This is a genomic window from Pseudomonas sp. IT-P44 (genome assembly GCF_949768225.1).
Taxonomy (GTDB): Bacteria; Pseudomonadota; Gammaproteobacteria; order Pseudomonadales; family Pseudomonadaceae; genus Aquipseudomonas; species Aquipseudomonas migulae.
Genome location: NZ_CATKQM010000010.1, coordinates 50,060 through 62,794, shown reverse-complemented (window position 1 = coordinate 62,794; position 12,735 = coordinate 50,060). Strand labels below are relative to the sequence as shown.

The following is a 12,735-nucleotide window of genomic DNA, read 5'->3' as shown; positions in this document are numbered from 1 at the left end:
TGACGATCAACTGTGGGAGCGGCGGTGCGACGATTCGACTTGCTCGCGAAAGCGATCTGTCAGCCACTACAGTCCTCAAACCCAGCAATCCCCCTGCGCCATCCGCTGTATCATCCCGTATCGTTTTTGCCCCCGACCTTTTCTCGACTCGCTGCGATCACCGGCTAGGCTTTGGGCTTCGCAGCGGTCAACGGAGTGACAGCTTATGCACAACACCCTGGAACAGGTTTTCGGTTATCCACAGTTTCGACCCGGCCAGGAGGCGGTGGTCAGCGCGGTGATGGCCGGGCGCTCGGCGGCGGCGATTTTCCCTACGGGTTCAGGCAAGTCCCTGTGTTACCAGATGTCGGCGGTGTTGCTGCCGCACCTGACGCTGGTGGTCTCGCCGCTGCTCGCGTTGATGCAGGATCAATTGGCGTTTCTGCAGCGCCATGGCATTTCGGCAGGCAGTATCGATTCGGCTCAAAGCCGCGATGACGCCGGTGACGTGATGGCCCGCGCCAAGTCCGGCGAATTGAAGATTCTGATGATTTCCGTGGAGCGCCTGAAGAACGAGCGCTTCCGCAATTTCTTGCAGCAAGTGCCCATCTCGCTGCTGGTGGTGGACGAGGCGCATTGCATCTCGGAGTGGGGCCATAACTTCCGCCCCGACTACCTCAAACTTCCGGATTACCAACGCCAGTTCAACATTCCTCAAGCGCTGTTGCTGACCGCCACCGCGACCCCGAAAGTGATCGCCGACATGGAGGCGAAATTCGCCATTGCCCCGCATGACGTGGTGACCACCGGTTTCTACCGGCCGAACCTCAACTTGTTGGTGGAACCGGTGCGTGGTCAGGACAAACGGCGACGCTTGGTCGAATGGATGAGCGAGCGTCCCAACCAGCCGAGCATCGTCTACGTCACGCTGCAGAAAACCGCTGAACACATCGCCGAACACTTGAATCGCAACGGTATTCAGGCCGAGGCCTATCACGCCGGCTTGCCCCACGAACAACGCGAAGCCATTCAGAAACGCTTCATGGGCGGCCAGTCCAATTGCATCGTCGCCACCATCGCCTTCGGCATGGGCATCGACAAGAGCGACATCCGCAATGTGGTGCATTTCGACCTGCCCAAATCCATCGAAAACTACAGCCAGGAAATCGGTCGCGCCGGGCGTGACGGGCAGCCATCGGACTGCCTGGTACTGGCCAACCGCGACAGCCTCAACGTGCTGGAAAATTTCGTCTACGGCGACACGCCGGAGCTGGAAGGCATTCGTCATGTGCTCGACGAATTGCAAGCCGCCGTGCCCGAGGGGCATTGGGAATTTCTGCTAGGGCCGTTGGCCGATCAGAGCAACATTCGCCAGTTGCCGCTCAAGACCTTGCTGGTGCAATTGGAGCTGCGCGGGATCATCGCCCCGCGTTACGCCTATTACGCTGAATATCGCTTCAAGTATTTGCTGGAGCCGGAAGACTTGCTCGCCCGCTTCGAGGGCGAGCGCAGGGATTTCGTCGCGGCCATCATCCAGACCTCCAACCGTGCGCGGACCTGGGCGACGGTGAACTTCGATGCGCTGTACGAGCAGCATCAAGCCGAGCGCAATCGGGTGGTCAAGGCGTTGGATTACTTCCAGGAAAAGGGTTGGGTCGAGCTGGAAAGCAAGCAGATGACCGAGGTCTACAGCCTGCTGCAAACGGAGTTCGATATTCAGGCGCTGAGTGCCGAACTGCATGATTGTTTCACCCGGCACGAACGCACCGAGATCGCGCGGATTCACGCCATGCTGGACCTGTTCGCCACTGACCACTGCCTGGGTAATCGCCTGGCCGAATACTTCGGTGACGAAAACTCGCCGCAGCAGTGCGGGCATTGTTCGGTGTGTCACGGGCACGTGGCGCGGCTGCCCGCACCGCCGGAGTTGCCGACGCTTGTGGATAAAAACTTCGAGGCCCTGTGTGGTGGTTTTATCCACAGGCACGAGCAGCACACCGGCAGCATTCCTCCCGCTGAGCGGGTGACACGGTTTCTGTGCGGGATCAGTGTGCCGCTGTTCACCAAGCTCAAGGCTCGGTCGATTCCGGGGTTTGCGGCGCTGGAAGAGTATCCGTATGGCGAAGTACGGACTTGGGTTGAGCAACACCTCTCAGGCTGAACCGTACCCCTGTAGGAGCCGGCTTGCTGGCGATTAGGCCATCAGCCATTGCGGTGACCTCGGGGACGCCTTCGCGGGCAAGTCGAATCGTCGCACCGCTCGCTCCTACAGGGATGTCAGTGTCTGGCGGACGTGCATCCATCCGCTGAATGTCCCCCATCACAGGAATAAATTTCAAAAAAGCCGGGTGGCTGACTATGGTGGGGTCTGTCTTTGGATCGCCAATAAGAGAACAACCATGAGCCAGACACCGTTCAACATTCAGCGCGCTGCCGTCATCGGTGCGGGTACCATGGGCCGTGGCATTGTCATGTGCCTGGCGAATGCCGGGGTGCCGGTGCAGTGGGTCGATAACAATCCGCAGATGCTTGAGCAGGCACTGGCCACCGTGGCTGAGACCTACGCGCACAACGTGCGGCAGGGACGGATTGATCAGGCTGAAGCGGATGCGCGCATTGCACGGGTCACGGCGGCTGCCGATTACGCAGCGATCCGCGAGGTCGATCTGGTGATCGAGGCGGTTTACGAAAACCTCGAGCTCAAGCAGAGAATCTTCCGCGAGCTGGATGGCCTGCTCAAGCCCGAAGCCATATTGGCCAGCAACACGTCGGCGCTGGATATCGACGCCATTGCCGCCGCCACCCGCCGCCCGAAACAAGTCCTGGGCCTGCACTTCTTCAGCCCGGCGCACATCATGAAACTGCTGGAAATCGTTCGTGGCGCACAGACTTCACCGGCGGTGCTGGAAGCTGCGCTGGACCTGGGCAAGCGCATGGGCAAGGTCAGCGTGGTGTCGGGCAACTGCGAGGGCTTCATTGGCAACCGCATGCTCAAAACCTACGTGCTGGAAGCACGCAAGATGCTGCTTGAAGGCGCTTATCCCTATCAGGTGGATGCGGCGTTGCAGGGGTTCGGTTTCGCCATGGGGCCGTTCCGCATGTACGACGTGGTTGGTATCGACCTCGAATGGCGGGCTCGGGAGCTGGCGGGCAAAGGGCAGGATGCGCCGCAGGTTCAAGTGGATAACCGTCTGTGCGAACTGGGCCGTTTCGGGCAGAAGAGTGGCAACGGTTATTACCATTACGAAGCGGGCAGTCGCCAGGCTGAGCACGATGTGCAGGTGGATGCGCTGGTGCTGAAGGTCAGCGAAGGATTGGGTTTCCAGCGTCGCGAGATCGGGCCTGAGGAGATTCTGGAGCGCTGCTTGCTGGCACTGGTCAACGAGGGGGCGAAGATTCTTCAGGAAGGGATTGCGGCGTCGGCGCATGACATCGATCTGGTGTACCTCAACGGTTATGGTTTTCCGGCGGACAAGGGCGGGCCGATGGCCTGGGCGGATCAGCAGGGGTTGACGGATATTCATCAGCGGCTACTGCAGCTGGAAACCAAACAGGGTGACCACTGGCAGCCGGCGCGGTTGATTGGGGAGTTGGCGGCGGTGGGCAAGGGGTTTTCCGACCGTTGATTGAAATAGTGCCTCTGATGGCCTCATCGCGAGCAAGCCCGCTCCCACACTGGATTTGCGTCGTGTACAAATTCTATGTGCGTGAAGATCAAATGTGGGAGCGGGCTTGCTCGCGAAGAACGATTACGCGGTTTTAACCTTAGACTGGCCATCCAGCTCAAGGAACCACCATTGATGTCCAACCCCATGCCCCAACGCACCGACTACCCGCACTTCCAGCCCATCACCACGCGCTGGCACGACAACGATGCCTACGGTCACGTCAACAACGTCACCTACTACAGCTTCTTCGACACGGCGGTGAACACCTACCTGATCGAAGTCGGCGGCCTGGATATTCATGACGGCGAAGTCGTGGGTTTTGTGGTGAGTTCGGCTTGCGATTATTTTGCTTCAATCGCTTTCCCCGACCGGATCGAGATCGGTTTGCGCGTGGGTAAGTTGGGCAACAGCTCGGTGCAATACGAATTGGCGGTGTTCAAGGCCGGTGAAGACGAAGCCTGCGCCGCGGGGCGTTTCGTGCATGTGTTTGTGGATCGGGTGTCGAATCAGCCCGTGGCGATTCCTGCCGGGTTGCGCGGTGCGCTGGAGCGATTGGTGGTTTGAGGGGCAAAAAAAATCGCAGCCCTTGGGCTGCGATTTTTTTGATCTACCGGTAAACGAGGCGATTCAAGCCTCAGTCGTGATAGCGATGTTTGTGCTTGCGGTGGCCATAAGCATGGCCGCGACCCGGATGGTCATCCCGGTAATAGCGACGATCACCATGACCGCGATAGGAACGACGATCATCGTCATCATCATCGCTTTTGTTGCCCATGTAGTTACCCAGCGCGCCACCGGCGCCGCCGCCTGCTGCGGAGCCGATCAGGCTGCCGGTGGTGCCGCCCATGCTGCGGCCGACCACGTTACCGCCTGCTGCGCCCAACGCACCGCCAATGGCCGCTTCGCCACGGCTGCGTTTGTCTGCGCCGACTGCGCTACCACCCGCGCCGCCCAGGGCCGCGCCAATGGTTGAACCTGTGTTGCCGCCTAGCGATTGACCGACGACCGAGCCCAAAACCCCGCCCAATGCGCCGCCCACACCTGCTTCGGTGGTGCCTCCGGCAGAAGCGAAGCCACTGACCAGGCCAAGGGACAACAAGAGAATCGAGGAGAACTTCATTTGAGGAACCTCAAGGGGATGACGGCGCGATCCTGAGGCTGTGTCGTAAGGCTGACAATCGAAATCCGACGAGTAACACGACTTCAGCACATTTCTATAAGTTACTGTTTTTTAGCTGGAACTTAAGTGTTTTTCGCCGGTCTTTAGCTACTTCGGAATGGCCGTTTTTGTGAAAAAACGGCCTTTTTTGTGGGCGATTGGAAAGTAATCGGGCGGTGCGGATACAGGTGTAGTCGTGTCGGATGCCTTCGCGGGCAAGCCTCGCTCCTACAGGTTTTGCCGTGACCGTGAGATCACTACTGATCTGTAGGAGCGAGGCTTGCCCGCGAAGAGGCCAGACCTGCTGCCGAGTTAAGCAGACTTCGCCAAAATCAACCCGATCTCACTCGCCGCTTCCAACCGGATCGCCACAAACTTCGACGTCGGCGTATGGCTGCCATCCCCAGTGCTCTCCAGCGGCACCAGCGGATTCACTTCCGGGTAGTACGCCGCCGCTTGCCCCGCAGGAATATCAAACGCCAGCAGTGTGAAGCCTTTCACCCGACGCTCACGGCCATCATCCCAGATCGAAACGATGTCAGCCTTCTGCCCCGGTTTGAACCCCAGTCGAATAATATCCGCCTCGTTCACAAACAACACATCACGCTGACCTTTCACGCCGCGATAACGGTCGTCGAGGCCATAAATGGTGGTGTTGTACTGATCGTGGGAACGCATCGACTGCATGATCAGGTCCGGCAACACGCCTGTGGAGCGCGTGCGCTCGTGCACCAGGTCCTTGGGCAGGACGTTCGCACGGAAATTCGCCCGGCCCGACGCGGTGTTCCAGCGACGGGAACCGGCACTGTTGCCGAGGTAGAAGCCGCCCGGATTCTTGATCTTCTCGTTGAAGTCCTTGAAGCCCGGAATCGTATCGGCAATCAGGTCACGGATGCGCGAGTAATCGGCCACCAGCCAGTTCCAGTCCACCGGTTTGCTGCCCAGGGTCGCGGCGGCGATACCGGCGATGATCGCAGGCTCGGAGCGCATCTGGTTCGACAACGCCTGCAACTGGCCGTTGGAGGCGTGGACCATGCTGAACGAATCTTCCACGGTCACCGCTTGCGGGCCTTCGGTCTGGATATCGATGTCGGTGCGGCCCAGGCACGGCAGGATCAGTGCTTCCTTGCCGTGAGCCAAATGGCTGCGGTTGAGCTTGGTGCTGATCTGTACGGTCAGGTCGCAGTTGCTCAGAGCCTGGAAGGTGCGCGTGCTGTCCGGAGTGGCCTGGGCGAAGTTACCGCCCAGAGCGATGAACACTTTTGCACGACCTTCGGCCATGGCATGAATCGCCTCGACCACGTTATGACCGTTTTCGCGCGGCACCTTGAACTGGAAGCGACGTTCCAGGGAGTCGAGGAACGCCACCGGCGGACGCTCGTTGATGCCCATCGTGCGGTCGCCCTGCACGTTACTGTGGCCACGCACCGGGCACAGGCCGGCACCGGGGCGGCCAATGTTGCCGCGCAGCAGCATCAGGTTGGCGATTTCCTGGATGGTCGCGACCGAATGGCGATGTTGGGTGATACCCATCGCCCAGCACATGATCACGTTCTTGCCTTTGGCATACATGCGCGCCGCTTGCTCGATTTCCACGAGGGTCAGGCCGGACTGCTCGACGATCTGCTCCCACGGCGTATCGTCGACGGTACCCAGGTACTCCAGCACGTTGACACTGTGTTCATTGAGGAAGTCGTGGTCGAACACGGCAGGCTCACCGGCTTTCTGCGCGTCGCGCTCCCATTGCAGCAGGAATTTCGCCATGCCGCGCAGTACCGCCATGTCGCCGCCCAAGGCCGGACGGAAATAGGCGGTGTTGGTCGGTTTGTCGCCGTTGGTGAGCATTTCGATCGGGTGTTGCGGGTGCTGGAAACGTTCCAGGCCGCGTTCTTTGAGCGGGTTGATGCACACCACTTGCGCGCCACGTTTCACGGCTTCACGCAGCGGCTCGAGCATCCGTGGGTGGTTGGTGCCGGGGTTCTGGCCCCAGACGAAAATCGCATCGGCGTGTTCGAAGTCGTCGAAGGTCACGGTGCCTTTACCGACGCCAACGCTCTGCGCCAACGCGACACCGCTGGCCTCGTGGCACATGTTCGAACAGTCGGGGAAATTATTGGTGCCGTAGGCGCGCACGAACAATTGATAGAGGAAAGCCGCTTCGTTGCTGGCACGTCCCGAGGTGTAGAACTCGGCTTGGTCCGGGCTCGACAAACCGCGCAGATGTTTGGCGATCAGGGTGAAGGCCTCATCCCAGCTGATCGGTTGGTAGCGATCGGTTTCGGCGTTGTAGCGCATCGGCTCGGTCAGGCGCCCCTGATATTCAAGCCAGTAATCGCTTTGCTCCAGCAGCGAGGTGACGCTGTGTTTGGCGAAGAATGCCGGGTTAACGGCCCGTTTGGTCGCTTCCCAGTTCACCGCTTTGGCGCCGTTCTCGCAGAACATCACCATGCCCTTTTCCGGCGAATCGCCCCAGGCGCAACCCGGGCAGTCGAAGCCGCCGTTCTGGTTGGTCTTGAGCATGATGCGCAGGTTTTTCAGCGCGTTGTCGCTGGTCAACCAGGCCTGGGCGACGCTGATCAGTGCGCCCCAGCCACCGGCTGGGCCCTTGTAGGGCTTGTAGCGGGGGACGGGTTTCTGGTCGGCTTGACGGTGTTGACTCACGCTTGATTCTCCAAAGCCGGGCTGTAGACCCGCGGCGCATTCTTCTGTGGCAGATGGATAAGGTTCAGGTTGTGACGACGGGCCCATTGCACGGCAAGGCCCGTGGGCGACGACAGGCTGACCAGGGTCTGGATGCCTGCGCGCAGTACTTTCTGGATCAATTCGAGGCTGCAACGACTGGTGACAATCGCCAGGCCGCCAGTGGTCGGGATCTTTTGCCGGATCAGCCCGCCAATCAGCTTGTCGAGCGCGTTGTGCCGGCCAATGTCCTCGCGGCCCAGCAGCAATTCGCCATGAGCGTTCATGAACACCGCCGCATGCACCGCGCCGCAATGCTGGCCGAGTGGCTGGAACGCGCCGATACGCTGGCGCAAACCGTCGAGCCATTCGGCGGGCGGCAATGGCGCACCGGGCAACACTTTGAGGTCCGGCAAGGCCTGCTCGACCGCTTCCACGCCGCAGAGCCCGCAACCGCTGGTGCCGGCCAGTTGCCGACGCTGTTGCTTGAGGTTCCAGAAGGCGCGGTTGGCGATGGTCACTTGCGCGTACTGCGCCGACCCCGAACCGCTCAGTTGCAGGTCATAAATGTCGGAGGCGTCTTCGATGATGCCGCTGCCGAGGCTGAAACCGACGATGAAGTCTTCCAGGTCCGTCGGCGTCACCAGCATCACTGCCTGACTGATACCGTTATAGGCAATCGCCAACGCAACTTCCTCGGCGAGCGCGGTGCTGGCCGATTCGGTGTATTGAAAATCGCTGTAACTGTACGTTTGGCTGGCGGCGGGCGCGGGCGCTTCGAGGGCTGGCGCCGCGCAAACAGGACGCTTGGCGTTCATGGGGGCATCACCGACGGTTTAGTCAGCTTTAAGCCTATGCGCGACAAGTTGTCGCGTCTAATCGCTATTACTGATCTGCCGATAGATGGCGTCGATCAAGAGCTTGTCATTGATTGTTGATAGATCGCGAAACAGGCCTCCGCCAACGCCGAGCGCGGTGCGCTGCGCCGCATGATCAGCCCCAGCCGGCCGAGGGTCTGGGCGTTTTCGATCGGTTGCAGGCGCAGATGGTCAGTCAGGTTTTCCAGGCCGCCTTCGAGCGGCATCACGGCGCAACACAACCCGCCATGAACAGCTTGTAACAGTTGATGCACGGCATCGGTTTGCAACAACGGCTGCGGAGTAAGGCCGCGGCTGTGGAAATTGTGGTCGATGGACTGGCGGAAATGCATGCCGCTGGTGAGCATGCCCAGTGGCAGTTCGATCAGCGACTCCCAGCTCAGCGGCGCCTCGCCGAACGTGAAGAAGCGCTGGTCGTAGAGCAGGCCCATGCGGGTTTCGCTGAACGCCAGGGAATCGAAACGTTCGGCGTCCAGACGCTCCAGGTACGACACGCCAAGATCCAGGCGATTGTTCGCCAGTTGTTCGAGGATCTGTTCGGAGCTCAGCGCCGAGAGTTCGAAGCGCAGGTTTGGGTGTTCGCCGTGCAAGCGTTGCAGCAGCGGCAGCGGGTCGAAACTCGACAACGGCACCACGCCCAGACGCAGCGTACCGACCAGGTTACCGCGACAGGCGGCGGCTTCGGCCTGCAAGCCGTCGTAGGCCGCGAGCACCGTGCGCGCCCACGCCAGCACCCGCTCGCCCGGCGCGGTGAAGCCTTCGAAGCGCTGGCCACGGTTGACCAACGGTAACTCGAGTTCTTCCTCAAGGCTGCGCAAGCGCATGGACAGGGTCGGCTGAGTGACGTGACAACGTGCAGCGGCCTGACCGAAATGCCGGGTTTCGTCGAGGGCGATGAGGAATTTCAGCTGCTTGATGTCCATCTTCGCTCCAGGGCGCGGGTAGGCCGGGATTCTAGCGCCTGGGGGCAAGCGGCGTCATTGGTCGGGTAGGAACCGGGTGTTGCAACCTTGGTCTAGGCTTTTGCGTCTGGAACCAAAAACCAAGGAGAGTGCACCATGAGTATTTTTAGCTTTGTGAAGGAAGCAGGCGAAAAGCTTATCGATTTGCTGACGCCGGGTAACGCCAATGCCAGCGAGCAGTTGAAGGAACACATCAGCAAGGTCGGCCTGGGCAATCCGAATGTGCAGGCGACGGTCGATGGCGACAAAGTCACGGTGACCGGTGAGGTGGCGACCCAGGAAGAGAAAGAAAAAATCCTGCTGGCCGTGGGCAATATCGCCGGTGTCGGCAGCGTGGATGATCAGATTACGGTGACCGGGCCTGTGGTCGTCGCCGCGAAATTTGTCACGGTTGTGAAGGGCGACACCCTTAGCGCGATTTCATTGCGCGTGTATGGCGATGCCAACAAGTATCAAAAAATCTTTGAGGCCAACAAGCCGATGCTCAAGGATGTGAACAAGATTTATCCGGGGCAGTCGTTGCGGATTCCTGAGTAGGGCGCAAGACCGCGTTATGGCCTTCGCGGGCAAGCCTCGCTCCTACAGGTTTTGTGTCGTTCACAAATAGTGTGTACGACTCAATCCTGTAGGAGCCGGCTTGCTGGCGATGCAGGCGACTCGGTCTAAAGCCCCGCAATCAACTCCCGATAATCAACCACCGCCGCAAACTCCGCCGTGTCCTTCGGCCCCTTGCGGCTGTCCGGCTCCTTCACCGCCAACAAATGCGCGACCCCAAAATCCCGCGCACTGCGCAGGATCGACAACGTATCGTCGATAAACAGACTGCGCGCCGGATCAAACCCGATATCCGTCTGCAATGCCTGCCAGAACTGCGGATTCTCTTTGGGAAAACCGTAATCATGCGAGCTGATCAACCGCTCGAAATACGGCGCCAGTTCAATTCGTTCCAGTTTCAGTGACAGCGAATCCCGATGTGCATTGGTGATCATCACCACCCGCTTGCCGGCCTGCTTGATCGCCGCAAGGAACGTATCCGCGTCCGGGCGCAACGCGATCAGGTGTGCGGTTTCAAGTTTCAGCTCGCGCACCGGCAGCTTCAGTTCGGCGCTCCAGAAATCCAGGCAATACCACTGCAACTGGCCGGCATGGCGTTCAAACAGCGGCTGCAATTCCATCTCGGCCATGGCCCGGCTCACCCCGTGCAATTCGGCGTAACGCTGGGGCAAGTGTTCCAGCCAGAAATGGTTGTCGAAGTGCAGGTCCAGCAGCGTGCCGTCCATATCGAGCAGAACGGTGTCGATGTCTCGCCAGGGCAGCAGGGACATAAAAAACTTCTCCAGCGGTAAAAGAGATATCCGAGGTCAACAATCAGGATAGGCCGGGTATAGTAACGCGTTCACGCCAAGGAGCTTTTCATGCGCCAGAAACCCACCATCCTCGCCCGCGAGATTGTCGCCACCAGCCGCTTGTTCTGCGTCGAAGAGCTGAAGTTGCGCTTTTCCAATGGCGTGGAGCGCACCTATGAGCGGCTGGTCGGCAAAGGCGCCGGGTATGGCGCGGTGATGATCGTGGCGATGCTCGACGCAGATCACGCGGTACTGGTCGAGGAATATTGCGGCGGCACCGATGAATACGAGATGTCGCTGCCCAAAGGCTTGATCGAGCCGGGTGAAGACGTGCTGGCGGCGGCCGAGCGTGAACTCAAGGAAGAAGCCGGGTATGGCGCGCGACAACTGGAACACCTCACCGAGCTGTCCTTGTCGCCGGGCTACATGAGCCAGAAAATTCAGGTGGTGCTGGCCACCGATCTGTACGAAGAACGGCTTGAAGGCGACGAGCCTGAACCGATGCGCGTGGACAAGATCAACCTGCGAGAGCTGTCGGCCCTGGCCCAGAACCCGAAATTCACCGAGGGCCGTGCCTTGGCGGCGCTGTACCTGACCCGAGATTTGCTGACTCAGCGCGGAGTGTTCCTGCCATGATTTTTCCTCATCCATTGATGGCGCCGGTGATTGAACTGGCATTGAAGGCTGGCGATGCGATCCTGCCGTTCTGGCGCACCGGCACGACCGTGACCGCCAAGGCCGACGATTCACCGGTCACCGCTGCCGACCTGGCCGCTCATCATCTGATTCTGGCCGGGCTGACCGCGCTGGACCCGAGCATCCCGGTGTTGTCCGAAGAAGATGCCAACATCCCGCAGAGCGTGCGCGCCGGCTGGCAGCGCTGGTGGCTGGTCGATCCGTTGGACGGCACCAAGGAGTTCATCTCCGGCAGCGAAGAATTCACCGTCAACATCGCGTTGATCGAGCAGGGGCGAGTGGTGTTTGGCGTGGTGTCGATGCCGACCAATGGACGCTTCTACGTCGGTGGTGCCGGTCTGGGCGCTTGGCGTGGTGATAAGGACGCCGAGCCGCTGCCGATTCAGGTTCGCACCGTGCCCGCCCCGGGCGAGGCCTTCACGGTCGTCGCCAGCCGTCGGCATTCGAGCCCTGAGCAAGAGCGCTTGCTCGCCGGATTGAGCGACAGCCTGGGTGAGCTGCAACTGGCCAACATCGGCAGTTCGCTGAAGTTTTGTTTGTTGGCGGAAGGGGCGGCGGATTGTTACCCGCGTCTGGCGCCGACTTCTCAGTGGGATACGGCGGCGGCCCAGGGTGTGCTGGAAGGGGCGGGCGGTGAAGTGCTGGAGTTGAGTGGCGTGCCGTTCAGCTATCCGGCGCGGGAGTCTTTGCGGAACGCGTTTTTCCTGGCGCTGCCAGCGAAAGCCGCCTGGCGCGAAAAACTTCTGAAGCTCGCCACCTTGTAGGAGCCGGCTTGCTGGCGATCCAGGCGATGCGGTGGAACAGATACACCGCGTTGATTGGATCGCCAGCAAGCCGGCTCCTACAAAGATGAGATCGTCCCACGCAGAGTGTGGGAACGATCAGCCGCTGAGATTTACCGATGCAGGACGTACTGCCCGGTAAACCTCACGGCGTCATCATCGCTATCGGCATTCACAATCCGCGAATGCAGCGTCAACCGCGCTCTTCCATAGCGCTGATACATCGCCAAAAACTTCTTCCATACCGCCGCACTCGGCGCCTGGCAAATCGCGGTCGCGTCCATGGTCACCGGCAGTGGATAGCTGATTTGCCCTTCGTGAATCACGATGTGCCCGTCTTCAATGCCTTCTTCGCGCAAACGCAAATGCAGCCAGCCCCAACCCGCCAGTACCGCGCCGCAGTACAGGCTGCCGCCGAACATGGTGCTCTTGTGATTGACGTTGGCTTCCAGCGGCAAGTGCAGGCGCAGTTGCTGGTCGTGCCAGTCGAGCACTTTGATGCCCATGGCTTGCGTCAGGGGAATGTCGCGATGGAGGACTGATTCCAGGTGACGACTGTCGCGGTTCATGCAGGGCCCCTTGTTTG

General features: G+C 60.2%; 12 protein-coding genes. 6 read left to right on the top strand and 6 right to left on the bottom strand.

What is annotated here, in order from left to right; genetic code table 11:
* Positions 1-205: 205 nt before the first annotated feature.
* From ACM6IO_RS05525 to ACM6IO_RS05515, 3 genes are all read left to right on the top strand, one after another.
* Positions 206-2,140: an ATP-dependent DNA helicase RecQ gene (locus ACM6IO_RS05525; RefSeq protein ID WP_414911102.1), complete on the top strand. Its 1,935-nt coding sequence runs from the start codon at positions 206-208 to the stop codon at positions 2,138-2,140.
* A 238-nt stretch (positions 2,141-2,378) separates the two neighbouring features.
* Positions 2,379-3,605: a 3-hydroxyacyl-CoA dehydrogenase NAD-binding domain-containing protein gene (locus ACM6IO_RS05520; RefSeq protein ID WP_414911101.1), complete on the top strand. Its 1,227-nt coding sequence runs from the start codon at positions 2,379-2,381 to the stop codon at positions 3,603-3,605.
* 174 nt (positions 3,606-3,779) lie between these two features.
* A complete protein-coding gene (locus ACM6IO_RS05515; protein ID WP_192226755.1) occupies positions 3,780-4,211 on the top strand; it encodes an acyl-CoA thioesterase in 432 nt (143 codons plus the stop codon).
* Positions 4,212-4,281: 70 nt separating this feature from the next.
* On the opposite strand, the gene ACM6IO_RS05510 is transcribed toward ACM6IO_RS05515, so the two are convergent.
* The 4 genes from ACM6IO_RS05510 to ACM6IO_RS05495 form a co-directional block, all read right to left on the bottom strand.
* A complete protein-coding gene (locus tag ACM6IO_RS05510) occupies positions 4,282-4,767 on the bottom strand; it encodes a glycine zipper domain-containing protein (protein ID WP_008025043.1) in 486 nt (161 codons plus the stop codon).
* 351 nt (positions 4,768-5,118) lie between these two features.
* On the bottom strand, positions 5,119-7,467 hold the full coding sequence (locus ACM6IO_RS05505; protein WP_008025041.1) for an FdhF/YdeP family oxidoreductase: 2,349 nt from the start codon (positions 7,465-7,467) through the stop codon (positions 5,119-5,121).
* Entirely contained in the window at positions 7,464-8,303 is an 840-nt protein-coding gene (gene fdhD / locus ACM6IO_RS05500) for a formate dehydrogenase accessory sulfurtransferase FdhD (protein WP_192226757.1), read from the bottom strand. Before fdhD ends, ACM6IO_RS05505 begins: the two co-directional genes overlap by 4 nt.
* 95 nt (positions 8,304-8,398) lie before the next feature.
* Entirely contained in the window at positions 8,399-9,286 is an 888-nt protein-coding gene (locus tag ACM6IO_RS05495) for a LysR family transcriptional regulator (RefSeq protein ID WP_008025038.1), read from the bottom strand.
* A gap of 135 nt (positions 9,287-9,421) precedes the next feature.
* Between ACM6IO_RS05495 and lysM the strand changes: the two genes are divergently transcribed.
* Positions 9,422-9,862, top strand: coding sequence for a peptidoglycan-binding protein LysM (gene lysM / locus ACM6IO_RS05490; protein WP_414911100.1), 441 nt, complete (start codon positions 9,422-9,424; stop codon positions 9,860-9,862).
* A 125-nt stretch (positions 9,863-9,987) separates the two neighbouring features.
* Here lysM and yrfG read toward each other — a convergent pair whose 3' ends face one another.
* Complete coding sequence (gene yrfG / locus ACM6IO_RS05485; RefSeq protein ID WP_414911099.1) at positions 9,988-10,650, bottom strand: GMP/IMP nucleotidase; 663 nt, start codon at positions 10,648-10,650, stop codon at positions 9,988-9,990.
* A 90-nt stretch (positions 10,651-10,740) separates the two neighbouring features.
* Between yrfG and nudE the strand changes: the two genes are divergently transcribed.
* Both nudE and cysQ read left to right on the top strand, forming a co-directional pair.
* Complete coding sequence (gene nudE, locus ACM6IO_RS05480) at positions 10,741-11,307, top strand: ADP compounds hydrolase NudE (RefSeq protein ID WP_008040117.1); 567 nt, start codon at positions 10,741-10,743, stop codon at positions 11,305-11,307.
* Positions 11,304-12,131: a 3'(2'),5'-bisphosphate nucleotidase CysQ gene (gene cysQ, locus ACM6IO_RS05475; protein WP_192417226.1), complete on the top strand. Its 828-nt coding sequence runs from the start codon at positions 11,304-11,306 to the stop codon at positions 12,129-12,131. Before nudE ends, cysQ begins: the two co-directional genes overlap by 4 nt.
* 131 nt (positions 12,132-12,262) lie before the next feature.
* On the opposite strand, the gene ACM6IO_RS05470 is transcribed toward cysQ, so the two are convergent.
* Positions 12,263-12,718, bottom strand: a complete 456-nt coding sequence (locus ACM6IO_RS05470; RefSeq protein WP_414911098.1) for a thioesterase domain-containing protein — start codon at positions 12,716-12,718, stop codon at positions 12,263-12,265.
* Between the last annotated feature and the right edge of the window lie 17 nt (positions 12,719-12,735).